The sequence below is a fragment of the Bradyrhizobium sp. Bra64 genome (genome assembly GCF_024519875.1).
Classification (GTDB): domain Bacteria; phylum Pseudomonadota; class Alphaproteobacteria; order Rhizobiales; family Xanthobacteraceae; genus Bradyrhizobium; species Bradyrhizobium japonicum_G.
In genome coordinates, this window is record NZ_JALJRD010000006.1 from 341,643 (window position 1) to 367,045 (window position 25,403).

At 64.5% G+C, this 25,403-nt stretch carries 25 protein-coding genes; 8 read left to right on the forward strand and 17 right to left on the reverse strand.

Going from position 1 to position 25,403, the window contains the following annotated elements:
- Positions 1–32: 32 nt before the first annotated feature.
- The 3 genes from NR187_RS20520 to NR187_RS20530 form a co-directional block, all read right to left on the reverse strand.
- Positions 33–1,322 (reverse strand): pitrilysin family protein, encoded by a 1,290-nt coding sequence (locus NR187_RS20520; RefSeq protein WP_211381033.1) that lies wholly within the window; start codon positions 1,320–1,322, stop codon positions 33–35.
- Positions 1,319–2,737 carry a threonine synthase gene (gene thrC, locus NR187_RS20525; protein WP_256807379.1) on the reverse strand — a complete coding sequence of 473 codons (1,419 nt, stop codon included), beginning with the start codon at positions 2,735–2,737 and terminating at the stop codon, positions 1,319–1,321. The genes NR187_RS20520 and thrC overlap by 4 nt, the downstream gene beginning before the upstream one ends.
- 582 nt (positions 2,738–3,319) lie before the next feature.
- Complete coding sequence (locus NR187_RS20530) at positions 3,320–3,964, reverse strand: response regulator transcription factor (RefSeq protein WP_211381031.1); 645 nt, start codon at positions 3,962–3,964, stop codon at positions 3,320–3,322.
- An 86-nt stretch (positions 3,965–4,050) separates the two neighbouring features.
- Between NR187_RS20530 and NR187_RS20535 the strand changes: the two genes are divergently transcribed.
- Positions 4,051–5,382 carry a histidine kinase gene (locus NR187_RS20535; RefSeq protein WP_211381030.1) on the forward strand — a complete coding sequence of 444 codons (1,332 nt, stop codon included), beginning with the start codon at positions 4,051–4,053 and terminating at the stop codon, positions 5,380–5,382.
- On the opposite strand, the gene NR187_RS20540 is transcribed toward NR187_RS20535, so the two are convergent.
- The 9 genes from NR187_RS20540 to coxB all read right to left on the reverse strand — a co-directional run bounded on the left by NR187_RS20540 (position 5,379) and on the right by coxB (position 12,455).
- Positions 5,379–5,744 (reverse strand): nuclear transport factor 2 family protein, encoded by a 366-nt coding sequence (locus NR187_RS20540; RefSeq protein WP_211381029.1) that lies wholly within the window; start codon positions 5,742–5,744, stop codon positions 5,379–5,381. The genes NR187_RS20535 and NR187_RS20540 overlap by 4 nt on opposite strands.
- 117 nt (positions 5,745–5,861) lie before the next feature.
- Positions 5,862–6,614 carry an SURF1 family protein gene (locus tag NR187_RS20545; RefSeq protein ID WP_211381028.1) on the reverse strand — a complete coding sequence of 251 codons (753 nt, stop codon included), beginning with the start codon at positions 6,612–6,614 and terminating at the stop codon, positions 5,862–5,864.
- Complete coding sequence (locus tag NR187_RS20550; protein WP_211381027.1) at positions 6,611–7,012, reverse strand: DUF983 domain-containing protein; 402 nt, start codon at positions 7,010–7,012, stop codon at positions 6,611–6,613. The genes NR187_RS20545 and NR187_RS20550 overlap by 4 nt, the downstream gene beginning before the upstream one ends.
- Positions 7,013–7,109: 97 nt before the next feature.
- Positions 7,110–8,006 (reverse strand): cytochrome c oxidase subunit 3, encoded by an 897-nt coding sequence (locus NR187_RS20555; RefSeq protein ID WP_211381026.1) that lies wholly within the window; start codon positions 8,004–8,006, stop codon positions 7,110–7,112.
- 79 nt (positions 8,007–8,085) lie between these two features.
- Positions 8,086–8,718 carry a cytochrome c oxidase assembly protein gene (locus NR187_RS20560; protein WP_211381025.1) on the reverse strand — a complete coding sequence of 211 codons (633 nt, stop codon included), beginning with the start codon at positions 8,716–8,718 and terminating at the stop codon, positions 8,086–8,088.
- 5 nt (positions 8,719–8,723) lie between these two features.
- Positions 8,724–8,900 (reverse strand): CoxF protein, encoded by a 177-nt coding sequence (locus NR187_RS20565; RefSeq protein ID WP_211381024.1) that lies wholly within the window; start codon positions 8,898–8,900, stop codon positions 8,724–8,726.
- Positions 8,897–9,841, reverse strand: coding sequence for a heme o synthase (locus tag NR187_RS20570; protein ID WP_211381023.1), 945 nt, complete (start codon positions 9,839–9,841; stop codon positions 8,897–8,899). Before NR187_RS20570 ends, NR187_RS20565 begins: the two co-directional genes overlap by 4 nt.
- A 60-nt stretch (positions 9,842–9,901) precedes the next feature.
- Positions 9,902–11,527, reverse strand: coding sequence for a cytochrome c oxidase subunit I (ctaD, locus tag NR187_RS20575; protein ID WP_211381022.1), 1,626 nt, complete (start codon positions 11,525–11,527; stop codon positions 9,902–9,904).
- 88 nt (positions 11,528–11,615) lie between these two features.
- Positions 11,616–12,455, reverse strand: a complete 840-nt coding sequence (gene coxB, locus NR187_RS20580; protein ID WP_211381021.1) for a cytochrome c oxidase subunit II — start codon at positions 12,453–12,455, stop codon at positions 11,616–11,618.
- Between the two features lie 447 nt (positions 12,456–12,902).
- On the opposite strand from coxB, the gene NR187_RS20585 reads away from it, so the two are divergent.
- The 5 genes from NR187_RS20585 to NR187_RS20605 all read left to right on the forward strand — a co-directional run bounded on the left by NR187_RS20585 (position 12,903) and on the right by NR187_RS20605 (position 17,468).
- Positions 12,903–13,436, forward strand: coding sequence for an invasion associated locus B family protein (locus tag NR187_RS20585; RefSeq protein WP_211381020.1), 534 nt, complete (start codon positions 12,903–12,905; stop codon positions 13,434–13,436).
- 151 nt (positions 13,437–13,587) lie between these two features.
- Positions 13,588–14,466, forward strand: coding sequence for a GyrI-like domain-containing protein (locus NR187_RS20590; RefSeq protein ID WP_256807380.1), 879 nt, complete (start codon positions 13,588–13,590; stop codon positions 14,464–14,466).
- A 213-nt stretch (positions 14,467–14,679) separates the two neighbouring features.
- Positions 14,680–16,107, forward strand: a complete 1,428-nt coding sequence (gene tldD / locus NR187_RS20595) for a metalloprotease TldD (RefSeq protein ID WP_256807381.1) — start codon at positions 14,680–14,682, stop codon at positions 16,105–16,107.
- Positions 16,104–16,880: a signal peptidase I gene (lepB, locus tag NR187_RS20600; RefSeq protein ID WP_211381017.1), complete on the forward strand. Its 777-nt coding sequence runs from the start codon at positions 16,104–16,106 to the stop codon at positions 16,878–16,880. Before tldD ends, lepB begins: the two co-directional genes overlap by 4 nt.
- Positions 16,881–16,901: 21 nt before the next feature.
- Positions 16,902–17,468 (forward strand): nucleotidyltransferase family protein, encoded by a 567-nt coding sequence (locus tag NR187_RS20605; RefSeq protein WP_256807383.1) that lies wholly within the window; start codon positions 16,902–16,904, stop codon positions 17,466–17,468.
- A gap of 8 nt (positions 17,469–17,476) precedes the next feature.
- Here the strand turns inward: NR187_RS20605 and NR187_RS20610 are convergent, their stop codons facing one another.
- The 3 genes from NR187_RS20610 to NR187_RS20620 all read right to left on the reverse strand — a co-directional run bounded on the left by NR187_RS20610 (position 17,477) and on the right by NR187_RS20620 (position 20,119).
- Entirely contained in the window at positions 17,477–18,043 is a 567-nt protein-coding gene (locus NR187_RS20610; RefSeq protein ID WP_211381015.1) for a PAN domain-containing protein, read from the reverse strand.
- 111 nt (positions 18,044–18,154) lie between these two features.
- Positions 18,155–19,525, reverse strand: a complete 1,371-nt coding sequence (locus tag NR187_RS20615; RefSeq protein WP_211381014.1) for a glutamate--cysteine ligase — start codon at positions 19,523–19,525, stop codon at positions 18,155–18,157.
- A 99-nt stretch (positions 19,526–19,624) separates the two neighbouring features.
- On the reverse strand, positions 19,625–20,119 hold the full coding sequence (locus NR187_RS20620; RefSeq protein ID WP_211381013.1) for a MarR family winged helix-turn-helix transcriptional regulator: 495 nt from the start codon (positions 20,117–20,119) through the stop codon (positions 19,625–19,627).
- Between the two features lie 126 nt (positions 20,120–20,245).
- Between NR187_RS20620 and gstA the strand changes: the two genes are divergently transcribed.
- Positions 20,246–20,860 (forward strand): glutathione transferase GstA, encoded by a 615-nt coding sequence (gene gstA / locus NR187_RS20625; protein WP_211381012.1) that lies wholly within the window; start codon positions 20,246–20,248, stop codon positions 20,858–20,860.
- A 236-nt stretch (positions 20,861–21,096) separates the two neighbouring features.
- Positions 21,097–21,405: a hypothetical protein gene (locus tag NR187_RS20630; protein WP_256807384.1), complete on the forward strand. Its 309-nt coding sequence runs from the start codon at positions 21,097–21,099 to the stop codon at positions 21,403–21,405.
- A 520-nt stretch (positions 21,406–21,925) separates the two neighbouring features.
- On the opposite strand, the gene NR187_RS20635 is transcribed toward NR187_RS20630, so the two are convergent.
- A complete protein-coding gene (locus NR187_RS20635) occupies positions 21,926–24,139 on the reverse strand; it encodes an FAD-dependent oxidoreductase (protein WP_256807385.1) in 2,214 nt (737 codons plus the stop codon).
- Between the two features lie 18 nt (positions 24,140–24,157).
- Positions 24,158–25,366 (reverse strand): acetyl-CoA C-acetyltransferase, encoded by a 1,209-nt coding sequence (locus NR187_RS20640; protein WP_211381009.1) that lies wholly within the window; start codon positions 25,364–25,366, stop codon positions 24,158–24,160.
- Positions 25,367–25,403 lie beyond the last annotated feature (37 nt).

Sequence of the window (25,403 nt, forward strand, 5' to 3'; positions counted from 1 at the left end):
CCCGAGGCGGGTCAGCCCGTACGCGGCGGCTCCTAATGCAGCCGCGCCTTGGCGCGTGCCCGCGTCAATCCTTCCGCAAAAGACACCGCCGTGTCCAGACCCCTGCCACTGCCTAATGCGACAACCGCAGGCCGGCTCCGCGACAACAATGCACGCGCAGCATCCCGGGTCGATTCGACACTAACGGCGTCGATCCGGGCCACCAGCTCCTCGACCGTCTGGGGCCGGCCATAGGCCAGCACGTGGCGGGCGAGCTGCTCGGCCCGCGAAGAGCAGCTCTCCAGCGCCATCAACAGGCCCGCCTTCATCTGCGCCTTGGCCCGCGCGATCTCCGCCTCGGTCAGCGTCTCCACCGAATCGTTCATGATGTCGACCACGACCTCCATCATCTCCGGCGCGTCGGCCGGATCGGTGCCGGTGTAGAGGCCGAAGAAGCCGGTATCTGTATAGGGGGCGTGAAAGCTGTAGATGGAGTAACAGAGGCCGCGCTTCTCGCGCACCTCCTGGAACAGCCGCGACGACATCCCGCCGCCGAGGATGTTGGTGAAAACTTGGAGCGAAAAAAGAGACAAGTCGCTCTGCGGCACGCCTTCCAGCGCCAGCGTCAGGTGCGCCTGCTCGAGCTCGCGATGCACCACCTTGGTGCCGCCCTTGCCGAACTGGGCAGTCTGCGGCTTCGGGCCCGGCGTCCCCTCGAAACTCGCAAAGCGCTGCTCGACCTCGGCAACGACCTGCTTGTGATCGACTGCGCCTGCCGCCGCCACGACCATGTCGGGGCCGCGATAATGCGTCGACAGATAGCCGCGCAGCATGTCGCGGTTGAAGGCGCGCAACGTCTTGGCCGTACCCAGCAGCGAACGGCCCATCGGCTGGTCGGGATAGCAGAGCTCGTTGAGATGCTCGAACACGACATCGTCCGGCGTGTCCTGCGCGGCGCCGATCTCCTGCACGATGACGTTCTTCTCGCGCTCGAGCTCGTCGGGCTCGAAGGCGGGATTGGCGAGGATGTCGGCGAGCACGTCGAGCGCGAGCGGCACGTCGGCCTTCAGCACCCGCGCGTAATAGGACGTGGTTTCGGTCGAGGTGCCGGCGTTGAGGTCGCCGCCGACCGCCTCGATCTCCTCGACGATCTCGCGCGAGGAGCGCTTCGTCGTGCCCTTGAACGCCATGTGTTCCAGAAGGTGCGAGATGCCGTGCTCGTTCGGCTTTTCGTCGCGGCCGCCGACGCCGGCCCAGACACCCAGCGCCGCGGTCTCGAGATGGGGCATCTTGTCGGTGACGACGGTCAGGCCGGAGGCAAGCTTGGAGATCTCGACGCTCATCCGGCAACTCCCTGTTTTGCGGCGCGGCTGACCGACAGCACGAACCGCTCGACCTCGGCCTGATCGTTCTTCATCACCTTCCTGTGTTCGGATTTGGTCATCAAACCGTCGAGCCAGGCCGGCAGTTGCGGCCGCTGGCCGCAGGCCGCTTCGACCGCATCCGGGAATTTCGACGGATGGGCCGTGGACAGCACGATGCTGGGAACCGTCGTGTCGGTGGTATCGCGGTCGGCGACAGCGAGCGCCACTGCGGTATGGGGATCAACCAGCTCGCCCGCCTCGCGCCAGGCGGCACGGATCGCGGCCGAGGTCTCGGTCTCGTCGGCGCGGCCCGCGTCGAACTCCTCGCGGATCGCGGCCAGCGTCGCATCGGGCAGCACGAAGCGCCCCGACTGCTTCAACGAATCCATCAGACGGCGCACGCCGGCGGCATCGCGCCGGCCGGCCTCGAACATCAGCCGCTCGAAATTCGAGGAGATCTGGATGTCCATCGAGGGCGACGCCGTGGCGTGCACCTCCCGCACCTCGTAGATGCCGGTCTTCAGCGTACGCGCCAGGATGTCGTTGACGTTGGCGGCGATGCGCAGGGTCCGCACCGGAAGGCCCATGCGCTTGGCGACATAGCCGGCAAAGATGTCGCCGAAATTGCCGGTCGGCACGACGAAGTCCACCGCGCGCGCCGGCGCCCCGACGGCAACGGCGGAGGTGAAGTAGTAAACCACCTGGGCGACGATGCGCGCCCAGTTGATGGAATTGACGCCGGACAGCGAGGTCGCATCGCGGAAGCGATGGTTGTTGAACATCGCCTTCACGAGTGCCTGGCAATCGTCGAAATTGCCTTCGATGGCGAGCGCGTGGACATTGGCCGCGCCCGTCGTCGTCATCATGCGCTGCTGCACCTCGGAGATGCGGCCGTGGGGGAACAGCACGATGAGATCGACATTCTCCAGGCCGGCAAACGCATCGACAGCGGCGCCACCGGTGTCGCCGGAGGTCGCGACCACGATGGTGGTGCGCTGGCCGCGCTTGGCGAGCACATGATCCATCAGCCGCGAGATCAGCTGCATCGCCACGTCCTTGAAGGCGAGCGTCGGACCGTGGAACAGCTCCAGCACGAACTGGTGCGGCGCGATCTGGCGCAGCGGCACCACCGCCGGATGTCGGAAGGTGGCATAGGCCTCGTTGGCCATGCGGCCGAGCTCGGCGTCCGTGATCTCGCCGCCGGCGAAGGGACGGATCACGTCGACCGCGACCTCCCAATAGGGACGACCGAAGAAGCCGGCGATGGTTTCAGTCGACAGTTGCGGCCAGCTGGCCGGCACATAGAGGCCGCCGTCACGGGCAAGCCCGGTCAGCATCACATCGCAGAAGCCGAGTTCGGGGGCCTCCCCCCGGGTCGAGATATAACGAGTCAAACTGCCCTCCAAAGGCCGGCCGAGCCGGGCTCGATCCGCAAGCCTTTGATTTTACGAAATTACTTGTCAACAGCCAGAGGCTTTGGGCCACCATAAAGTGTTTTGTGGCATCGGGAAACCGCTTCGCGCCAAGACCTTTTCATCGACAAGGGCCGCTCAACGAAAAAGGCCACCCCAACGAAAAAGGGCTGCGGCGATGCCGCAGCCCTCTCTCCTGGAAGGTCTGTCGTTGACGTTTGCAGACCAGTTTGCCGGGCGCGGGTCGCGGACCCGCTAAAACTGTGGACGCAAGCTTTCGTCGCCTGTCACGAAACCGTCAAGGGCGAAAACGGCGAATGCGAGAAGATGTTCCTATTTTTCCCGTCACGGGCCGTGCACCGGGGAACGCCTCCGTGCAGCCGGTCGTCGCGTCTTGCCGCTATTTCCCAGGCAACGGGCGATGCAGGGAACGAATGCCACCTCAACCCATTGTGTCGGCGGTTGGGTGGCGGCGCGATCCATGCATTGCCCGGCTGAGCGCCGAGACCTGTCCGACCCGCCGAACCGGCAGCATCCTGGAGCAGCCGGTTCGGCGGCGGAAAATCAGTTCATTCCAATTTCCACCGCGATCCTGATCAGGTCGGAATGGTTCTTGGCACCCAGCTTCTGCTTGAGCAGGGACGTGGTGTTGGCGACGGTCTTGTAGGAGATACCGAGGGCCTCGGCGACCTCCACGATCTTGTCGCCTCGCCCCAGCAGGCGAAGGATCTCGAGTTCGCGCGGCGTCATCTGCGAGGCCGGATTGGCCTTGATCGCCGCGCCGGAAAACGTCACGGCTTCCGCAAGCTGCGGCGAGATGAAATTGTCCCCCGCGACCACCTTGCGCACCGCCTTGAGCAGGATCCTGGGATCATCGCCCTTGGAGACATAGCCCTGCGCCCCCAGCTCGACCGCCCGCACCACGAAGGCCGGGTCTTCGTTCATGCTGAACATGATGATCTTGGCGTCCGGATCTTCCTTGCGGATGCGTCGCATCAGCTCGAAGCCGGAGACGTCGGGCAGGCTGATGTCGATCACCGTGACGTCGGGCCGCTTGCTGACATAGGCGCGATGCCCGGATTTGGCGTCGGTCGCCTCGTCGATCCGGATCGAATGATCGGAAGCGAACAGGGTGCGGCAACCTGACAGCACCACGGGATGGTCGTCGACGATCAGGATCCTTGTCGCCGGCCTGGCAGTATCTTGCATCGCGCGCTCTCTCGTTTTTCGACTCATAGACCGACGGGAACAAATGGAAAGAGCAAATTCCGCCGATGCGCGTTAGAATCGACCTAATGTGGCAGCGACTCTCGTTCAGGGCCCAATTGTTTCTCCCTCTCGGTGTGATGTTCATCACGGCGTTGCTCATGGGCGGCGTCCTGCTGCATGCCTTCACGATCGGCCAGCTCGCCGAAGAGAACGAGCCGGCGCTGCGATCGACCCGGGCGGTGGCGGAGGCCCTGAACAGCGCCCTGCGTTCGTCCGGTAACCCGCGCAGGACCTTGGACGACTTCGTCCGGATGCTGGACACATCCTCGGATATCCAATTCCGTCCCGTGGGGGCTGGTTCACCCTCGTTGGCGCCGAGGCCTCTGCACGGCCCGCCGAAATGGTTCGTCGATCTCCTCACCATCCCGGACCTGCATATCGCATTTCCCGTTACCGTCGACGGCCAGCACGCCGGCAACATCGTGTTCACGCCAGATCTGTCCGCTGCTTTGTTCGAGAAGTGGGTCGGCTTTCTCGCGCTTTCCGGCTTCGTTCTCGCGCTCATCGGACTGACGGCGATCATTGCCTACGTCCTTGCGGGCTCGGCGCTACGCCCCCTGCAAGATCTTGGCGACGGTCTCACGCGGTTACGAAGCGGCGACTACGCAACGCCGATCCCGATAGCAGGACCGCCGGAAATACGTCAAAGTTGCGAGGAAGCCAATGCGCTCGCCGCGACGCTCGCGCAACTGAGCCAGGACAATCGCGACCTGTTGCACCGCCTGGTGTCGCTCCAGGACGACGAGCGGCGCGATCTCGCCCGCGATCTGCACGACGAGCTCGGCCCGCTGCTGTTCAGCATCCGCGCCGGCACGATCGCGTTGGTCGAGGCCTCACCGCCGGTGGGATATCTCGGCAATTCGGCCCAGGAGGTGCTGCAATCGGTCGAGGCGCTCCAGCAGACCAACCGCCGCATCCTCGAGCGGCTGCGGCCGCTCTATATCGAGGAATTGGGCCTGGAGACCAGCGTGCAGACGCTGCTCCGGAACTTTCGCAAGCAGGCCCCGCATATCGGCCTGACGGCCACGGTCGATCCTGACCTCAACGGGATCGACGGGCCGCTGGCCCAGACCGTCTATCGCGTGATCCAGGAGGCGCTGACCAACGTGCTGCGCCATGCCGCAGCACGCAATGTCCATGTGCAGGCCGCCGTCTCCGACGACGCGCTCGTCATCGAGATCTCCGACGACGGCGCGGGATTTCCCGAAGACAACGTCTTCGGCCGGGGCCTGACCGGCATGCATGAGCGCGTGCGTGCACTCAGCGGATCGCTGTCATTGCTGCGTGCGGATGAACGAACCTATGTGCGTTGCCGTCTGCCGGTGCAGACGACGCGCGACGGGCCGGCGCAGAGCTAGCACGCGCAGCCGTGATGCGCGTGCTGTCGCGCCGGCACGCACAGCGTGCTGTGGATCTTGCCTTCCGCACTGAAGCGAAACGTGGCGTGAACGCGCAGCGAGCCTGCGACGGAATATTCGAGATCGACGCCGTTCGGCACGGGATGGATCTCCTCGAGACCGAAGCCGGCCAACGAGAATGCGCTGAGCCGCGGCCCCCAATAGGTCTCGAGCTCGAAGCGGCCGCGATAGCTCTGCGTGCCGTTGCAGGTGCATTCGACCTCGGCGTCGTCCGCATAGAGGTCGAGCAGCGTCGCGAGGTCGCCCTTCCTGCAGGCGTCCACCCAATCGACGACAATTCCCATCTGATCGAAATCGCTCACGGCAACATCCTGTCTGCCGCGAAATTTTGCGCTGCGGCCCAGGACCACACTCGTGAATGTGCGCCGAATAATATACCCCGGGCGATACCGGGTTCCTTCCGGGAACCTACGGGGAATTCAACTTGAGCGCCGTCCCTTCACCCAGACGCCGAAAGCGATCAGCACCGCACCGGCAAGCGCAAACCATGTGATGGCGTATTGCAAATGATCGTCCTTCAGATGCACGTCGAGCGCTCCGGGACGCGGAATGTTGTTGTCCGGCGCGGGTTGCTCGAGATCGACATAGAACGGCGCGACCGCGCCCCAGCCGAGCGTGCTTGCGATCGCCGCATGATCGCGCACGAACCAGAGCCGCTTGTCGCGATTCTCCGCCGGCGTCAGCCAGCCCGGCGCCTCGGGGAAGCGCAGATAGCCGGTGAGCGCGACCGCCTGCCCCGTGACGAGCTTCTTGACCGCTCTATCCTCGACGCTGCGGTCCTGCATCGTGTTCTCGACGAATCCCGCATCGATCACGACCGTCTCGCCGGTCGTAAGGCGCGCCGGCAGGAAGGCCCAGGTGCCGGGACCGGAGGCGTCCTTGCGCACGGCGGACCCGGGGGAATAGACCATCGCATCGGGCAAGGGCGCATAGGTCGCGGTGAAGCTGACGCGGCGGAATTCATCGAGCGCGGGATCGAGCGCGGCCCATCGCGCCGGCGACGGCAGGGCGACCGGTGCCTCCGCAAGACGCTCGGTGAGCGCGGCGATCAGCTCGTGCTTGGCGAGGCGGCGCTGCAATTGCCAGACACCGAGCGCGACGAACACCGCCATCAGGAAAAGCGTGAACAGCGCGAAGCCGGCCACGCGAGGCTTGCGCGCCGTATCGGTCATTTCGCGCGGTCGACCAGCCGGCCCGGCGCCGCCTTGTGGTGGAATTGCAGCGCGATCAGCAGCGACTTCATCGCGCGCAACGGCAACAGCGTGGTCGCCAGGATCAGCGGCAGCCACAGCACGGCATGCAGCCAGTACGGCGGCTGGTATTTGACCTCGACGATGAGCGCGCACGCGACAACGATCCCGCCGGCCAGCATGATGATGAAGATGGCAGGGCCATCGCCGCTGTCGATGAAGGCGTAATCGAGGCCGCAACGGTCGCAGGAAGGCGCCAGCGTCAGGAACCCCGCATAGAGCTTGCCCTGGCCGCAGCGCGGGCATTTGCAGGCGAGCCCCCGCATCGCACTCTGCAGGACGGTCGTCTTGGGCTCGGAGGTGTCAGAGGTATCGTTCATGATGAAAGAGTCTAGCATAGTTTCCGCCAAAGCTTCCGGCGGCCTAAAAGCGAAAGGGCGGCCCTGCGGCCGCCCTTTCTAATCGATCAAAGGTAGCTCAGTGCGCGCCGTGGGCCATGGTCTCGGCGCCGTGTCCCCAGACGTAGATGCACAGGAACAGGAACAGCCAGACCACGTCGACGAAGTGCCAGTACCAGGCAGCGAACTCGAAACCGAGATGCTGGGTCGGCGTGAAGTGGCCGGCATAGGCGCGGAACAGGCAGACCAGCAGGAAGATGGTGCCGACCAGCACGTGGAAACCGTGGAAGCCGGTCGCCATGAAGAAGGTCGCGCCGTAGACGTTGCCGCCGAAGGAGAACGCGGCGTGGCTGTACTCATAGGCCTGCACGCAGGTGAAGAGCGCGCCGAGCACGACGGTGAGGATCAGGCCGTATTTGAGGCCCTGACGATCGTTCTCGAGCAACGCATGGTGGGCCCAGGTCACGGTGGTGCCGGAGGTGAGCAGGATCAGCGTGTTCAGCAGCGGCAGATGCCAGGGATCGAAGGTCTCGATGCCATGCGGCGGCCAGGTGCCCGGCACGGCGCAGGCGCCGGCCGCGGTGCCGAGGCCGCAGCCGAATATCGCATCGCGGGTGGCGTGGACGGCGTCGGCGGGAAACAGCGCCGCGTTGAAATAGGCCCAGAACCAGGCGACGAAGAACATCACCTCGGAGGCGATGAACAGGATCATGCCGTAGCGGTGATGGAGCTGCACGACGCGGGTGTGGTCGCCCTTGTACTGGGCTTCCTTGATCACGTCGCCCCACCAGCTCGCCATGGTGTAGAGCACGCCGACCGTGCCGACCCCGAACAGAATCGGCGCGGCCGAGAACATGTGGTGCATCCAAGTGATCGCGCCGACCGCCATGATGAAGGCCGAGACGGAGCCGACCGCCGGCCACGGAGAGGGATCGACCAGGTGGTAGTCGTGTTGCTTGGTGTGCGCCGTTGCCATTTGCGGTCTCTCTCCTCAATCCCGTGCCTGTCCGGCACTTATCCCCTTGTGTCCAACCACCCTGGCGCGAGCCCGGCGATCAGAGATTTCCCTTGCGCTTGTCGTCTTCGCTGGCTGCAAGCGGCTTCACCACCGGATCGCGCACCGGATAGAACGTGTAGGACAGCGTGATCGTGTTCAGCCCGTCGTTCTCGTGATCGTCGGCGATCGACGGATCGACGTAGAACACGACCGGCATCTCGCGCTTCTCGCCGGGCGCCATGGTCTGCTCGGTGAAGCAGAAGCAGTTGATCTTCTGGAAATAGGATCCAACCGTCAGTGGCGCGACGTTGTAGGCGGCCTGGCCTGCGGTGGTGCGCGCGGCCTGGTTGGTCACGGTGTAGAAGACGGTCACGACCTGGCCGATATTGACCTCGATCTCGCTCTGCTCTGGCTCGAACTTCCACGGCAGGCCGGGCGCGACGTTGGAATCGAAGCGCACCGCGATCTTCCGCGCGATCGGACCGGTCGCCGGCGCCGAGGTCGCGACCTGGGTCGTGCCGTTGAAGCCGGTGGCGCGGCAGAACCAGTTGTAGAACGGCACCGCCGCGTAGGACGCGCCGACCATCAGCGCGACCACACCGCCGCAGATCGAGGCGACTAGCACGTCGCGACCGAGGCCCTTCCTGGCCTTTCGGTTCCGATTTTGCGATATGGTCGGCTTCTGATCCATCTTCCCTACATCGGCCGGACTAGCACGGCCGGACCCTTGACCATGGTGACGGCGAAGAACAGCACCACGAGCACGCCGAGCGCGAGCGCGATCGCGATCGAGCGCTGACGACGGCTCTTCTTCTGCGCCTCGGTGAGGACGATTCCATTGGGCTCGGGTTTGTCGACCATTACCGCGATCATGCGCCCCCTGCCATCGGAGCAAGCGCCCGGTACACGACCTCGGCCAGCAAGGTCGCAAACAGCGCGAACAGATAAAGGATGGAGAAGGCAAACAGCTTGCGGGTCGCACGCAGCGACTGGCTGCGCTCGCGGCGCAGATAGACGTTGATGGCGAGCACAAGCATGCCGGCGCCGAGGATCAGCGAGACGACGCCATAGACGGCATCAAAATAGCCCAGCGCCCAGGGCGCCGCGGCGACCGCGATCAGCACGACGGTGTAGAGCAGGATCTGAAGCCGCGTCGCGTCGGGACCGGCGACGTTGGGCAGCATCGGGATGCCGGCACGCGCGTAATCGTCCGAGCGGAACAGCGCCAGCGCCCAGAAGTGCGGCGGCGTCCAGAAGAAGATGATGGCGAACAGCAGCAGCGGCTCGACGTCGACCGTGCCCGTCACCGCGGCCCAGGCCACCACCGGCGGCAGCGCGCCGGCGGCACCGCCGATCACGATGTTCTGCGCGGTCCAGCGCTTCAGGCCGATCGTGTAGATCACGACGTAGAAGAAGATGGTGAAGGCGAGCAGCGCGCCCGCGATCCAGTTGACGAGGATGCCGAGCGTCATCACCGAGAAGAAGGCGAGCGTCATGCCGAAGGCCATCGCCTCGGGACGGGTGATGCGGCCGCGCGGGATCGGCCGGTTCGCCGTGCGCGACATCTTGGCGTCGATGTCGCCCTCGAGCGCCATGTTGAGCGCGCCGGAGGCACCGGCGCCGACGGCGATGCAGAGCAGCGAGGTGATCGCCAGCACCGGGTGGAAATGCCCGGGCGCCATCGCCATGCCGACCAACGCGGTGAAGATCACCAGCGACATCACCCGCGGCTTCAGCAGCGCGATGTAGTCGCCAACCTCCGCCTCGGAGATGCGGGGATTGAGGTCGATGGCGTTGTGGTCGAGGACGGACACTAGCTTTGACTCGCTTGTTCTAGATCCGCGGCGCCCGTGATGGGCGCCGCGGGAGACTGATTACTGCACGCGGGGCAGCACTTCGAACTGGTGGAACGGCGGCGGCGAGGGCAGCGTCCACTCCAGCGTGGTCGCACCCGCACCCCAAGGATTGTCGCCCGCCGGCACCTTTTTCGCGAACGCGTCGATCACGCAGTAGAGGAAGATCAGCACGCCGAAGCCGGAGATGTAGGAACCCACCGACGAGACCAGGTTCCAGCCCGCGAAGGCGTCGGGATAATCGACGTAGCGGCGCGGCATGCCGGACAGGCCGAGGAAGTGCTGCGGGAAGAACACCAGATTGACGCCGACGAAGGTGACCCAGAAGTGCGCCTTCGCGAGCGTCTCGTTGTACATGTAGCCCGACATCTTCGGGAACCAGTAGTACCAGCCCGCGAAGATCCCGAACACCGCACCGAGCGACAGCACGTAGTGGAAGTGCGCGACGACGTAGTAGGTCTCCTGGAGCACGCGGTCGACGCCGGCGTTCGCCAGCACGACGCCGGTGACGCCGCCGACGGTGAACAGGAAGATGAAGCCGACCGCCCAGAGCATCGGGGCGCGGAACTCGATCGAGCCGCCCCACATCGTGGCTATCCACGAGAAGATCTTCACGCCGGTCGGAACCGCGATCACCATCGTGGCGGCGACGAAATAGGCCTGCGTCGCGCTGGACATGCCGACCGTGTACATGTGGTGCGCCCACACCACGAAGCCGATGCCGCCGATCGCGACCATGGCGTAGGCCATGCCGAGATAGCCGAACACGGGCTTGCGCGAGAAGGTGGAGACGATCTGGCTGATCATGCCGAAGGCGGGCAGGATCAGGATGTACACTTCGGGGTGACCGAAGAACCAGAACAGATGCTGGAACAGCACGGGATCGCCGCCGCCGTCGGGCGCGAAGAAGGTCGTGCCGAAATTGCGGTCGGTGAGCAGCATGGTGATCGCACCGGCGAGCACCGGCAGCGACAGCAGCAGCAGGAACACCGTCACCAGGATCGACCACACGAACAGCGGCATCTTGTGCAGGGTCATGCCCGGCGCGCGCATGTTGAAGATGGTGGTGATGAAGTTGATGGCGCCGAGGATCGACGAGGCGCCGGCCAGATGCAGCGACAGGATCGCGAAGTCGACGGCCGGGCCCGGATGGCCCGAACTCGACAGCGGCACGTACATGGTCCAGCCGGCGCCGACGCCGTTGGCACCCGGCTCGCCCTCGACGAAGGTCGACATCAGCAGCAGGCCGAACGAGGCCGGCAGCAGCCAGAACGAGATGTTGTTCATGCGCGGGAACGCCATGTCGGGCGCGCCGATCATCAGCGGCACGAACCAGTTGCCGAAGCCGCCGATCATCGCGGGCATGACCATGAAGAAGATCATGATCAGGCCGTGGGAGGTCACGAATACATTGTAGGTGTGCGTCTCGTGGAAGATCTGTACGCCCGGATACATCAGCTCGGCACGAATCGCGATCGACATCGCGGCACCGATGATGCCGGCGATGACCGCGAAGATCAGGTACATCGTGCCGATGTCCTTGTGATTGGTCGAATAGACGTAGCGTCGCCATCCGGTCGGATGGGCGTGCTCGTCATGTCCGTGGTCCTGGGCGTGATCGCCGTGTGCCGCTGCGCTCGTTGCCATTTTCAAATCCTGCCTTGCGTCCCATTCGGACCTTTGGAGGTCCCGCCCTTCATGTCGCGTTCAGTCCCCTTCAGCCGTCACCCGACGCTTACTGCGTCGGGCCGGCCACGGAGGCGAAAGTGCTGGTGCCGCCGCTCGCATATTTCTTCTTCGCGGTCTCGACCCAAGAGGCGAAGTCCTTGTCCTCCACCACGCGAATCGCGATCGGCATGAAGGCGTGGTCCTTGCCGCAGAGTTCCGAGCACTGGCCATAGAACATGCCGGTCTTGGTGGCCTTGAACCAGGTCTCGTTCAGCCGCCCCGGAATGGCGTCGATCTTGACGCCGAAAGCCGGCAGCGCAAAGGCGTGGATGACGTCGGCGCCGGTAACCTGGACACGAATCACCTTGTTGACCGGCACCACCATCTCGTTGTCGACACCGAGCAGCCGGGGCTGCTTGTCCTGGGCCATCAGCGAATCGAACTCGAACTTGCCGTTATCCGGATAAGCATAGGACCAGTACCACTGCTTGCCGGTCGCCTTGATGGTCAGGTCCGCCTTCGGCACGTCGAGCTCGAGGAACAGGAGGCGGAACGACGGCACCGAGATACCAACCAGGATCAAGACCGGAACGAGCGTCCAGGCCACCTCGATCAGCGTGTTGTGCGTGGTCCGCGACGGCACCGGATTGGCCTTCGCATTGAACTTCATGACCACGATCACCAGCAACGCCAGAACGAACAGCGTGATCAGGGTGATCAGCACGAACAGGAAATTGTGGAACCAGACGATGTTGTCCATCACCGGGGAGCCGGATTCCTGAAGCTTCCACTCCCACGGCGCCGGTTGCCCGAGCTCGGCGAATGCCGCACCGCCCGTCGCCAGCGTCAGACCCGCCACGGCCAATCCCAGCAAGTGCCGGCCCACCGGGCCCATCGACATCTTCATGCCGTTCGCGCTCCCCTAACGAAATCACCCCAAGTGCATTCCCCTATTTCCGGGAAACGCTTATTCGATCCGCCCGTCTGACAAACCGCCGCGCAAGAATACCTCTAAGAGGAATTGGGGCCAGATCGCTAGAACGCCGAAATCAAGCCTCTCAAACCATAATTCTTGATATATCGCAATGCAGTCTTGAGCCTCGTCTGTCAGCCATCACCCGCAAGATATTTCCTAGTAAGATCAGACAAAAATACCGTTTCCCGGGATGCTGTGGCTTGACAGCGGATTTGCCCGCGGTAGGCACTGGCAGATAGCCGCGCAGGAGCTTGATTCGTGCGGGCGATGGCGGTGTGGGCGGCGCGGAATTTGCTTGCGAATTGCCTTCAAGACGCCGTCATTCCCGTATCAGTCCGCCAGGCGCGAGCGACCCAGGCGAGCAGAGGGACCGACCCGATGGGGTTTTCGAAATGCATGGCAAGGCGGGCTAGCAGCCTCGCGATGCTGGCCGCCCTGCTGGCGGTGGTCGTCGTCCTGGCGCTCCCTGGCCTTGCCCATGCGCAGGGCGCGGTGCGCTCCGTCCATGGCGACTGGCAGATCCGCTGCGACACCCCGCCGGGCGCCCAGGCCGAGCAATGCGCCCTGATCCAGAGCGTGGTGGCCGAAGACCGCTCCAATGCCGGCCTGACCGTGATCGTGCTCAAGACCGCTGACCAGAAGAGCCGCCTGATGCGGGTGGTCGCCCCCCTCGGCGTCCTCCTGCCCTCCGGCCTCGGCCTCAAGCTCGACAACCAGGATGTCGGCCGTGCCGGCTTCGTCCGCTGCCTGCCCAATGGCTGCGTCGCCGAAGTCGTCATGGACGACAAGCTGCTCGGCCAGCTCCGCACCGCCAAGACCGCGACCTTCATCATCTTCGAGACCCCCGAAGAAGGCATCGGCTTCCCGCTCAGCCTGAATGGGCTCGGCGAGGGTTACGACAAGCTGCCGTAGGGCGCCCTTTTTCCGGATAAGCCGATCCCGTCATCGCGAGCCGCCCGCGAGCGGTTGCCGGCAGCCGCCTTTGATCCATCCGAACCGCAATATCGGTCGAGCGCGCGATGTCCGTGAGCGCCTAACTGGTCTCGCCACGGAGGAAGGAACGATGAAGGCGGCACTCGAACACTATCATGCCCGGATGCAGCGCGTGCTGGATCACATCGACCGGCATCTCGACGCTGATCTGGACCTGGAAGTGCTGAGCGGCGTTGCGGCCTTCTCAAAATTTCATTTCCATCGGCAGTTCACGGCGACCTTCGGGCTGTCCGTGCATCGCTATGTCCAGCTGGCCCGCATGAAACGTGCTTCCTACCTGCTGGCCTACACGGACGCCCAAAGCGTCACGGACATCGCGATGGATGCCGGTTACGATGCCCCGGATGCCTTCGCCCGCGCTTTTCGGCAACGGTTCGGGCAATCGCCGTCGTCGTTCCGCAACTCTCCCGACTGGGAGCCGTGGCTTGCGGCCTTCGGGCCTCTCGACAATGCGAGGAGCAAGCTCATGAAGACCTTTACCAGTGACGACGTGACGATACGCGATGTACCCCCCACCAAGGTGGCGATCATGGAGCATCGGGGCGACCCGGCGACGCTCGGCGCCACCATCCAGCGGTTCATCGCGTGGCGCAGGGCCGCCGGACTGCACCCCAAGACCAGTCCGACCTTCAACGTCTGGCGGTCCGAGCGGCGTCCTTCCTCGCCCGCCGCTTACAGCACGGATCTCTGTGTCGGGACCGACCGGCCGATCGAGGCGAATGGCGAGGAGATCAAGGCCGGCGAGATCCCCGGCGGACGCTGCGCGGTGCTGCGGGTCGTCGGCTACACCGACAATCTGGAACCCGCCGCGCTCTACCTTTACCGCGACTGGCTTCCGGCCAGCGGCGAGGAAGCACGCGACTTTCCGATCTATTGCCAGCGGCTGAGCTTCTTTCCTGAGGTGCCGGAGCATGAGACGGTCGCGGAGGTTTTCCTGCCGCTGAAATAGCGCCTCGGACGGCGGCTCGCCCTTTCGATCGCAGGACGCGGACGGGCCGCCGTCCACGCCAAGTCAGGCCATTTGATCGCGTGCACCACCCCGCCTCGTGTCGTCACGCCGGGCAACCCCATCCTATCGTTTCCGTAATGTGACGGCCCGCCCCTCGCGGAACCGGCGGGAAACCATTATCTTGCCCCACATTCTCCGATAATGGACGGACGCATGACCAACCCTGCCACATCCTCCCTGCTCGACCGCGCCAATCTCGACCGCGACCAGGTTCGCCACGAGATCGCGCGCGGGCTTGCCGGCGCCGACGACGGCGAATTGTTCCTGGAATACAGCCAGACCGAAGCGCTGATGTTCGACAATGGGCGGCTGAAGCAGGCGACCTACGACACCTCGCAGGGTTTTGGCCTGCGCGCCGTGAAGGACGATGCGGTGGGCTATGCGCATTCCTCCGACGTGTCGCTGCCGGCGCTGATTCGCGCCGCCGACGCGGTCGCCGCCGTGCGCGGCGGCTATTCCGGCAGCTTTTCCGCGCCGCCGCCGCACACCAATGTACGGCTCTATGGCGACGACAATCCGCTGGACGCGCCGGGCTTCGAGACCAAGGTGAAGTTGCTCGCCGAGATCGACGCGTATTTGCGCGACAAGGACCCGCGCGTGCGGCAGGTCAGCGTCAGCCTGGGCGCGACCTGGCAGGTGGTCGAGATCCTGCGGCCCGACGGCGAAAGCTATCGCGACATCCGCCCGCTCGTGCGCGTGAATGTTTCGGTCGTCGCCGGCCAGGGCGACCGCCAGGAGAGCGGCAGCAAGGGCTATGGCGGCCGCGCCGGCTATGCCGAATTCATCGAAAGTAAGAACTGGCGTGACGCCGCCGACGGCGCACTGCGCGAGGCCCTGGTCAATCTGGAATCGATTCCGGCCCCCGCCGGCGAGATGGACGTCGTGCTCGGCGCCGGCTGGCCGGGCGTGATGCTGCATGAGGCGGTCGGCCACGGCCTCGAGGGCGACTTCAACCGCAAGAAGACCTCGGCGTTCGCCGGCCTGATGGGCCAGCAGGTTGCGGCCAAGGGCGTCACCGTGGTCGATGACGGCACCATTGCCTCGCGCCGCGGCTCGCTCTCGATCGACGACGAGGGCACGCCGACCAACCGGACCGTGCTGATCGAGAACGGCATCCTGGTCGGCTACATGCAGGACCGCCAGAATGCGCGCCTGATGAACATGAAGCCGACCGGCAACGGCCGCCGCCAGGGCTATGCCCATGTGCCGATGCCGCGCATGACCAACACCTACATGCTCGCCGGTGACCGCGATCCGGCCGAGATCCTCGCCTCGGTGAAGAACGGCGTCTTCGCGGCGAATTTCGGCGGCGGCCAGGTCGACATCACCTCGGGCAAATACGTGTTCCAGTGCACCGAGGCGTACAAGATCGAGAACGGCAAGATCGGCGCGCCGCTGAAGGGCGCCATGCTGATCGGCAACGGGCCGACTGATCTGCATCGCATCCGCATGATCGGCAACGACCTTGCGCTCGATACCGGCATCGGCACTTGCGGCAAGAACGGCCAGGGCGTGCCTGTCGGCGTCGGCCAGCCGTCACTTCTGATGGAACGCATTACGGTGGGTGGAACGGGCGCATGAGTGTCGACAAGGTAACCGTCCCTGCCAAGCGGAAGAGCGGCGGCTGGGCTGGGCAGATCGTACAACTCGCTGGCATCGTCGCCGCCGTGTTCATCGCCAAGGGCGCGCTGGCCGAGCCGTTCTACGTGCCGTCCGGCTCGATGGAGCCGACGCTGTTGATCGGCGACGCATTGATCGCCTCGAAATTCCCCTATGGCTACGGCACCTCGTCGCTGCCGATCCAGATCAACCTGCCGGAGAGCGGCCGCGTCTTCGCGGAGACACCGAAGCAAGGCGACGTCGTCGTGTTCCGCTGGCCCGGCGATCGCTCGCAGGCCTGGGTCAAGCGCGTCGTGGGTCTGCCCGGCGACCGCATCCAGATGCGGCAGGGCCAGCTCTTCGTCAACGACCGTCCCGCCGAGCTGAAGCCGGATGGCGTTGGGGCTGCCGAGGACGACAATGGCGGCAGCGAGCCCGCCTATCGCTACGTCGAAACGCTGCCGAACGGCGTCTCGCATCTGATCTTCAAGATGCGCGACAACGGTCCGCTCGACAACACGCAGGAAGTGACGGTGCCGGCCGGCCATCTGTTCGTGCTCGGCGACAACCGCGACAATTCCGCGGACAGCCGCGTGCCCCTGCGCTCCGGCGGCGTCGGCATGCTGCCGATCGACAATCTGGTCGGACGCGCGGATGCCGTGCTCGGCTCCTGGGATCTCGGCATGCGCGGCCAGCCGGTGTGGACCTGGCTGTCCGGTTTCCGTCTCGCGCGGTTCTTCACCGCCGTGCATTGAGCGGAAGCCACTCACCTGACGATGGACCGCGACGAATTCCTCGCATCCGCGCTGAGAAATCCCGTCAATGTTTCGATCATCGACGAACTCGCGCGTCTGGCGCTGCCCGACGCATGGCTGGTCTCGGGATGTCTTGTACAGACGGTGTGGAACGTCCTCACGGGCCGCGCCGTCGATCACGGCATCGCCGACTACGACGTGTTCTACTTCGATCCCGACACGTCATGGGAAGCGGAGGACGCGGTGATCCGCGAGCTGCAAGCGCGCCTCGGGCATCTCGGCGCCAAGATCGAGATCCGCAATCAGGCACGGGTGCATCTGTGGTATTCGGCCAAGCACGGTCTGCCCTATCCGCCTCTGTCGTCCTCGACCGACGGCATCGACCGCTTCCTCACCCAAAACACCCAGGTCGGCGTCAGGCGCGCCTGCGACAGCCACGACGTCTACGCACCGCATGGCTTTGACGACATCGCGAAGCTGATCGCGCGTCCTAATCCAGGCCCGAATTTTTCCGCCGCCAGTTACGATACGAAGGCGGCCCGCTGGAAGGCGCTGTGGCCGGAACTCACGGTGATTGCGGCGGAGTGAAGTGCCGCCTACCGCACCACGCCCGACGTAAACCCCGCCTTCCGCCGTGGCGGCTTGATTTCCTTTTTCAGGAAGCAGCGGGCCTCGCGTCCGGCATAGCCGGGTCGCGCGTAGGTGAAGGCGCGGCATTTGTTGTCGGCGGTGCAGACGGCCTTGCAGGCCTCTTCGCCTTCGCCGTCCTTGAGCTCGACATTGCGCAAATCCCCACCGGGGCGATCGATCGACGTTTCCACGCCCTCGACGCGCGGCTCGATCACGCCGGCGCCACGCACGCCGGAAATGCAACAGCTGCCCGGAACGCGCAACGGCACCGTGTTCTTCAGCCAGCACACCGCCGAGCCGCCTTCGACATCGGGATAGCTGAAGCTCCAGGAGCGGCAGCGGCGGTCGCGCTCGCACAGCAGCGCGCAGTCCTCCGGATCGCCGGACGTGACCGGCGTGCTGAAATAGTCGCCGCCCGGGCGGTCGAACGCCGTCTGGGCGCGCACAGGCCCGCTCGCGACCGCGAGCGAAAGCAGCGCGGCGCAGGCCACGGCGCTTGCCATGACGGCCCCGGACAGGCGGCCCTTCCCCATCGGAACAGCTTTCGAGTTATTGACGACGCTCAGGTTTTTCAGCCGGTCATTTGATCGCCGCAAACCTGTATGGGCGATGAACGGCGCAGGTCCCGATCGTCGGCCTCTGCTCTAGAACGCGTATTCCGCGTAGGCCGGTTCCACCGAGCCGGCCCAGGGGCCGTTGAACTTTTCGAGCATCTCCTCGGCCGGGGTCCGGCCGGAATCGATGATGCGGTCAAGCGGCTCCAGATGCCGGGTCTCGTCGCGTCCGAGCTGGTCGATCCGGCCGCGCCGGCGCAAGCCGGCATGAGCCAGAACGAGGCATTCCTTGGCGATCTCGAACAGATAGCGGTCCTTGATCCGCGACTTGAAGCCGAAGCGCGGCACGTCGTCGCGCAGGGCCTGGCGCTCAGGCGCGCTCCAGTGCTTCACAAGGTCCCATGCTGCATCGAGCGACACATCGTCGTAGAGCAGCCCGGCCCAGAACGCCGACAACGCCGGCAGACGGCCCCACGGGCCACCGTCCGAGCCGCGCATTTCCAGATAGCGCTTGAGGCGCACCTCCGGGAAAATCGTCGAGAGATGGTTGGCCCAGTCCGACAGCGTCGGACGCTCGCCCGGCAGATTGTTGTTGCGGCCATCGAAGAAGGCGCGGAACGAGGAGCCCGACACGTCGATGTAATCGTCACCGCGCTTGACGAAATACATGGGCACGTCGAGCGCGTAATCGACATAGCGCTCGAAGCCCATGCCGTCCTCGAACGCCCACGGCATCATGCCCGCGCGTGCATTGTCGGTGTCGCGCCAGATCTCGGAGCGGAAGGAGAGGAAGCCGTTCGGCTTGCCTTCGGTGAACGGTGAATTGGCGAACAAAGCGGTCGCGACCGGCTGGAGCGCGAGCGAGACGCGCAGCTTCTTGACCATGTCGGCCTCGGAGGAGAAGTCGAGATTGGTCTGCACCGTGCAGGTGCGGTACATCATGTCGAGGCCGTACTGACCGACCTTCGGCATGTAGTTGGTCATGATCTTGTAGCGGCCCTTGGGCATCACGGGGATGTCGGCGCGCGACCAGGACGGCGTCATGCCGAGGCCGAGGAAGCCGATGCCGAGCGGAGTCGCGATCTCGCGCACCTGGGCGAGATGCGCCATCAGCTCGCTCTGGGTCTGGTGCACGTTCTCGACCGGCGCGCCGGAGAGCTCGAACTGTCCGCCGGGCTCGAGCGAGATCGCACCGCCGCCGGTGACGTCGTAGAGGCCGATGATGTTGCCCTTTTCCATGATCGGCTCCCAGCCGAGCAGGAGTTTCATGCCTTCGAGCAGCGCACCGATACCGCGCGGGCCTTCGTAGGGCACCGGACGGTGGCCTTCGAGCGTGAACGGCGTCTTCTCGTGCTCGGTGCCCATGCGAAATTCGGACGGGTCCTTGCAGCCGGCCTCGAACCACGCGACGAGCTCGTCACGCGATTGCAGCGGCGTCATATCGATCTGGTCTCGCGCCATATCAAACTCTAATCAAAGGCGCTTCGACCGAACGCGCGCGGGTGGCAGGGATGGTCCGCGAACCCACCGGTTGCGCGGACGAGCTGGTTGGCCGCGCGATCATCGCAACGGCGTGGTTTCGTTGACGTGGGCCGGCGGCAGCTTCATCTCGCCGCACGAGCAGCCGAGGCGGTCGAGCAGTCCGCTGAGCTTGACGGCATCCGCATCGGACAGTTTCGAACCGACATATTTCTCGATTGCGGCCGAATAGGCGCCCCACATCCGCTTCTGCAGCTCGCGGCCGGCTTCCGTGATCTCCACGAACTGGCCGCGCTTGTCGATCTTGCATTCGCGCCGCGAGGCAAGACCTTCATCGACCAGACGGTCGATCAACCGCGACGTCGAATATTGCGGGATCAGCATCTGCCGTTCGAGTTCGACCGGCCGGAGCTCGCCCGAGGGCGCCCGCGACAGTTCGAGCAGCGCGTCGTACCAGGCCAGCGGCGGGAACCCCGCCTTCTTCAGGTCCTGCTCGACGCAATCGAGCACACGGCTCTGCACCCGCATCAGGCGGATCCAGGCGGCAGTTGCCTCGGTCGATGGTTTGCGTTTCATGGTCCCGCTCAAGCTCGTCGCCCGTCTCTTACCCCATTCGATGCAGCTGCATCAATCTTGACTATTTCAAGCAGATGCATGTAGTCGTTCTTTCGCCCGAACCAAGCATCAAGAGGAGGAAATTCCATGAAGCTGTACTATTCGCCCGGTGCCTGCTCGCTGTCCCCCCACATCGCGCTTCTGGAAGCCGGCCTGCCCTATGAGTTGGTCAAGGTCGATATCAGGGCCAAGAAGCTCGAAAATGGTGAGGATTATCTGAAGCTGAACCCCAAGGGCCAGGTCCCTGCGCTGGGCCTCGACAGCGGAGAGATCGTGACCGAAGGCCCGGTCATTGTCCAGATGATCGCCGATCAGGCCTCGGCCAAGGCGCTGGCGCCGGCCCGCGACAGTTCGGAGCGCTACAAGCTCCTGGAGTGGCTCAATTTCCTCACCTCGGAGGTGCACAAGAGCTTTGGTCCCCTGTTCGCCCCGGCCCTGAACGACGAGGCCAAGGCGTTCTTCAAGGACCGGGTCATGGGCAAGCTGAAATACATCGACAGTCAGCTCGCCGGCCGCGACTACCTCATGGGCAAGCAGTTCACGGTGGCCGACGGCTATCTCTTCACGATGCTGACCTGGGCTGACCGGATGAAGTTCGACTTCTCGGCGATGCCTGATCTCGCCGCCTACAAGGCCCGCGTCGCGGCACGGCCGCAGGTGCAGGAGGCGTTGAAGAAGGAAGGGCTGATCCAGGCGGCCTGAGCCAGGGCAACAATGTCTGCCAAGGGCCGGGTCCATGATCCGGCCCTTTTTCTTGCCCCAGGTTGTTGCCTCGCGACGGCGCCAACGGATGCCGCCGGATCATCGTACCTGCACGTTATGATACTTATGAACTACTGTTCGTCAAAAGTAAGTGGTGCAGTCTTGTCACTGCTCGCAAAGCGGGCGAGCTTGTCAGAATTGATTGAAGATTATTTGCACTCTCATTGGAGTTGAGCTTGACGATTGCCTTCGTCCTGATCGTTGCGAGCGCATTGGTGGGGATGGCGACAGGTTATTTTTTCAGGATCTGGGCGCTGGTGGTGATATCCCCGTTGATCGCGATCTTTTCCGCAGGCGTCCTCAAATATAACGAGTACGGCCTAGTCGTCGGCGTGACCATCATTGCCGCCTGCCTTGCCGTCTGTCAGCTCGCCTATCTGGCCATGACGTATCTGCTGTATGGGCAGGACGTCTCAGCTCATGACGAGATCAACGGCGAGCCACGCGAGCAGGGCGAGCGCAAGATCCGCGGCCAGAAGGACTAACGCCAGCATTGCCCAAAACACCGGCCCCTTGCGGCGCAAACGCGCAGGCTTCTGCATCGGCAGCGGGCATGTTCGTGCGGAGGCAACCGCGTACTTCCCGGCGAGATCGCGACTGAGCGCGGTCTTCCGCAGGACCAAAGAGTTCATCAAAGGCACTTTCTTATTTCGTCTTCAACCCGCCGATGGATCGGCAAGTGTCCCATCAAGGCTCGCAGTCCAAGTCGATTCATTCCGTGAGCAAAAGTAATGCCAAGGCCGAGCAAAAGAACGGCGCCGCTTTGACGCGCATATGACAATTGCGCGACATCGCGACGCCTTTAACTCTGGCACGGTCTCTACGCGAATTCTGTGACGGGTTCCACAAAGCGGAAATGATCCTGACGCAACCGTGATGGGACCGCCTGGAAGGACAAAAGGCCGGATCGATGATCCGGCCTTTGTTGCATCAATATTTGTTGCCTCAATATTTCGGAGGCGGAGCCCGGATGCCGCTGCGGGACATCCGGGCCAAGGTTGCGACTCAGGCCGCAGCCTTCTTCGGCGCGAAGCGGCCGTAGAAAGTTTCGCCCTTCGCCGCCATCTCCTCGAGAAGCTTCGGCGGCGTGAAGCGTGAGCCGTGTTTGGCCTCGAGCTTGTGGCAAAGCTCGACGAATGTCTTCGCGCCCATGAAGTCGATGTAGGACAGCGTGCCGCCGGTGAACGGCGCGAAGCCGAAGCCGAGGATGGAGCCGACATCGGCCTCGCGCGGATCGGTGATGACGTGGTCCTCGACCGTGCGCGCGGCTTCCACCGCCTGCACCACCAGGAAGCGCTGCTTCAGCTCCTCGACATCGAGCGTGTCGGGGTCGAGCTGCTTCGGCTGCAGCGCCGAGAGGCCCGGCCACAGGCTCTTCTGGCCCTTGCCCTTCTCGGGATAGTCGTAGAAGCCCTTGCTGTTCTTGCGGCCGAGGCGGCCCTGCTTCTCGACCAGCTCCACCATCAGCTTCTTCTGATCGGGGTTGATGGCGTTCGGGCCGAGGTCGGCTTCGGTGGCCTTCATGATCTTGAGGCCGAGGTCGAGCGCGACTTCGTCCGACAGCGAGAGCGGGCCGACCGGCATGCCGGCCATCTTGGCGCAGTTCTCGATCATCGCCGGCGGCACGCCTTCGAGGAACATCTCGTTGCCTTCGGCGACGTAGCGGCCGACGCAGCGATTGGCGAAGAAGCCGCGGCTGTCGTTGACGACGATCGGCGTCTTGCCGATCTGCCGGACGTAATCAAGCGCCGTGGCGAGCGCGACCTCGCCGGTGTTCTTGCCCTTGATGATCTCGACCAGCATCATCTTCTCGACCGGCGAGAAGAAGTGGATGCCGACGAACTTGCCCTGGTCCTTGAAGCTCTCGGCCAGCGAGGTGATCGGCAGGGTCGAGGTGTTCGAGGCGAAGATCACGTCGGGCTTCATGTGCTCCTGCGCCTTGGCGAAGGTATCAGCCTTGACCTTACGGTCCTCGAACACGGCCTCGATGACGAGGTCGACGTCCTTCAAGGCGGCATAGTCGGCGGTGGGCGTGATGCGCGCGAGCAGGGCTTCCGCGTCGCCAGGCTTGGCACGGCCCTTCTTGATCTGCTCCTCGATCACCTTCTGCGCATGCGCCTTGCCCTTGTCGGCGCTCTCCTGGTCGCGGTCGATCAGGACGACGTCGAGGCCGGCGCGGGCCGAGACGTAGCCGACGCTCGCGCCCATGAAGCCGGCGCCGATCACGGCGATCTTCTTCACCTTGGTCGGCGGCACATCCTTCGGACGGCGCGCGCCCTTGTTCAGCTCCTGCATCGACAGGAACAGGCTGCGGATCATCGCGGCCGCTTCCTTCGAGCGCAGCACCGAGGTGAAATAGCGCGACTCCACGCGCAACGCAGCGTCGATCGGCAACTGCAGGCCTTCATAGACGCAGCTCATGATCGCGCGCGCGGCCGGGTAATTGTCGTAGGTCTCGCGGCGATAGATGGCGTTGCCGGCCGGAAACATCATCATGCCGGCCTTGGAGAACACCGGACCGCCCGGCAGCTTGAAGCCCTTCTCGTCCCAAGGCGCGACGGCCTTGCCGCCGCCCTTGATCCAGTCTTTCGCCGCCTTGACGAGATCGGCAGCCGGAACGATGGCGTGAATCAAATTCAGCGCCTTGGCTTTCTCGACCGTGACCGGATCGCCCTTGAGCAGGATCGTCATGGCGTCCTGCGGCGGCACCAGGCGCGGCACGCGCTGCGTGCCGCCGGCGCCGGGGAACAGGCCGACCTTGACCTCGGGCAGGCCGAGCCGCGTCTTGGGATTCTCCGACGCCACGCGATAGTGGCAGCACAGCGTGATCTCGAAGCCGCCGCCGAGCGCAAGGCCGTTGATCGCGGCGGCCCACGGCTTGCCGGAGGTCTCAATCGAGCGCAGCACCTGCGAGAAGCGGCGGCTCTGGTCGAACAGCATCTGGTTCGCCGCGGTCTCGCCCTGCTCCTTGAACACCTTTGCGTAGGCCTGGTTCATGCCTTCGAGCATGGACAGGTCGGCGCCGGCGCAGAACGCCTCCTTGGCCGAGGTGATGACGACGCCCTTCACCGCGGCGTCGGCCGTGGTCGCCTTGACGATCGCGTCGAGCTCGCTGGTCGAGGTCTCGTCGAGCACGTTCATCGAACGGCCCGGGATGTCCCAGGTGACGAGCGCGATGCCGTCGGCATCGGTCTCGACCTTGAAGTTGTTGTAAGCCATGTTGGTTGCTCCCTACCCTTAAACGCGCTCGATGATGGTGGCGGTGCCCATGCCGCCGCCGATGCACAGCGTCACCAGTGCGGTCGCCTTGTTGGTGCGCTCGAGCTCGTCGAGCACGGTGCCCAAAATCATCGCGCCGGTGGCGCCGAGCGGATGGCCGAGCGCGATGGCGCCGCCATTGACGTTGATCTTGGCGTTGTCGATGTCGAAGGCCTGGATGTAGCGCAGCACGACGGAGGCGAAGGCCTCGTTGAGCTCGAACAGGTCGATGTCCGACTTCTTCATGCCGGAGCGCGCGAACAGCTTTTCGGTGACGTCGACCGGGCCGGTCAGCATCATTGCGGGCTCCGAGCCGACGTTCGCAAAGGCGCGGATTTTCGCGCGCGGCTTCAGGCCGTATTTCGCGCCCGCCTCCTTGCTGCCGAGCAGCACGGCGCCGGCGCCGTCGACGATGCCCGACGAATTGCCGGCGTGGTGCACGTAATTGACGCGCTCGATCTCCGGATGCGACTGCACCGCGACGCCGTCGAAGCCGCCCATCTGCGCCATCATCGTGAAAGATGGCTGCAGCTGCGCCAGCGACTGCATCGTCGTGGTGGGACGCATGTGCTCGTCCCTGGCGAGGATGGTGAGGCCGTTGATGTCCTTCACAGGGACGATCGACTTGTCGAAGCGGCCTTCGTCCCAGGACTTCGCCGCGCGCTGCTGGCTCTGCACCGCATAGGCATCGACGTCGTCACGCGAGAAGCCGTATTTGGTGGCGATCAGATCAGCGGAGACCCCCTGCGGCATGAAGTAAGCCGGCACGGCCATCGAGGGATCCATCGGCCATGCGCCGCCGGAGGCGCCGATGCCGACGCGGCTCATCGATTCGGCGCCGCCGCCGATCACCAGATCATGCTGGCCGCTCATCACTTGCGCGGCGGCGAAGTTCACGGCGTCGAGGCCGGAGGCGCAGAAGCGGCTGATCTGCACGCCGGGCACGGCTTCGCCGAGGCCTGCCTTGAGCGCGGCAAAGCGCGCGATGTCGCTGCCGGCTTCACCGACCGGGTCGACCACGCCGAGGATGACGTCGTCGACGGAATCCTCAGGCAAATTGTTGCGGTCCTTGAGCGCCTTCAGCGGCACGGTGGCGAGCGCGAGCGCCGTGACTTCGTGCAGCGAACCGTCAGCCTTGCCGCGGCCGCGGGGGGTGCGGACGTGATCATAGATATAGGCATCTGCCATGGGAGCCTCCTGATTGCAGTTATGTTGGTGGCGACCG

Coding starts and splice junctions, on each gene's coding strand:
- NR187_RS20520 (WP_211381033.1), bottom strand. CDS start 1,322: ATGAGCGTCGAGATCTCCAAGCTTGCCTCCGGCCTGACCGTCGTCACC.
- NR187_RS20605 (WP_256807383.1), top strand. CDS start 16,902: ATGGACCGCGACGAATTCCTCGCATCCGCGCTGAGAAATCCCGTCAAT.
- coxB (WP_211381021.1), bottom strand. CDS start 12,455: ATGAAGATGTCGATGGGCCCGGTGGGCCGGCACTTGCTGGGATTGGCC.
- tldD (WP_256807381.1), top strand. CDS start 14,680: ATGACCAACCCTGCCACATCCTCCCTGCTCGACCGCGCCAATCTCGAC.
- NR187_RS20620 (WP_211381013.1), bottom strand. CDS start 20,119: ATGAAACGCAAACCATCGACCGAGGCAACTGCCGCCTGGATCCGCCTG.
- NR187_RS20545 (WP_211381028.1), bottom strand. CDS start 6,614: ATGACCGATACGGCGCGCAAGCCTCGCGTGGCCGGCTTCGCGCTGTTC.
- NR187_RS20590 (WP_256807380.1), top strand. CDS start 13,588: ATGAAGGCGGCACTCGAACACTATCATGCCCGGATGCAGCGCGTGCTG.
- NR187_RS20550 (WP_211381027.1), bottom strand. CDS start 7,012: ATGAACGATACCTCTGACACCTCCGAGCCCAAGACGACCGTCCTGCAG.
- NR187_RS20535 (WP_211381030.1), top strand. CDS start 4,051: ATGTGGCAGCGACTCTCGTTCAGGGCCCAATTGTTTCTCCCTCTCGGT.
- NR187_RS20635 (WP_256807385.1), bottom strand. CDS start 24,139: ATGGCTTACAACAACTTCAAGGTCGAGACCGATGCCGACGGCATCGCG.
- gstA (WP_211381012.1), top strand. CDS start 20,246: ATGAAGCTGTACTATTCGCCCGGTGCCTGCTCGCTGTCCCCCCACATC.
- lepB (WP_211381017.1), top strand. CDS start 16,104: ATGAGTGTCGACAAGGTAACCGTCCCTGCCAAGCGGAAGAGCGGCGGC.
- NR187_RS20560 (WP_211381025.1), bottom strand. CDS start 8,718: ATGGATCAGAAGCCGACCATATCGCAAAATCGGAACCGAAAGGCCAGG.
- NR187_RS20640 (WP_211381009.1), bottom strand. CDS start 25,366: ATGGCAGATGCCTATATCTATGATCACGTCCGCACCCCCCGCGGCCGC.
- ctaD (WP_211381022.1), bottom strand. CDS start 11,527: ATGGCAACGAGCGCAGCGGCACACGGCGATCACGCCCAGGACCACGGA.
- NR187_RS20530 (WP_211381031.1), bottom strand. CDS start 3,964: ATGCAAGATACTGCCAGGCCGGCGACAAGGATCCTGATCGTCGACGAC.
- NR187_RS20615 (WP_211381014.1), bottom strand. CDS start 19,525: ATGGCGCGAGACCAGATCGATATGACGCCGCTGCAATCGCGTGACGAG.
- NR187_RS20585 (WP_211381020.1), top strand. CDS start 12,903: ATGGGGTTTTCGAAATGCATGGCAAGGCGGGCTAGCAGCCTCGCGATG.
- NR187_RS20565 (WP_211381024.1), bottom strand. CDS start 8,900: ATGATCGCGGTAATGGTCGACAAACCCGAGCCCAATGGAATCGTCCTC.
- NR187_RS20610 (WP_211381015.1), bottom strand. CDS start 18,043: ATGGGGAAGGGCCGCCTGTCCGGGGCCGTCATGGCAAGCGCCGTGGCC.
- NR187_RS20555 (WP_211381026.1), bottom strand. CDS start 8,006: ATGGCAACGGCGCACACCAAGCAACACGACTACCACCTGGTCGATCCC.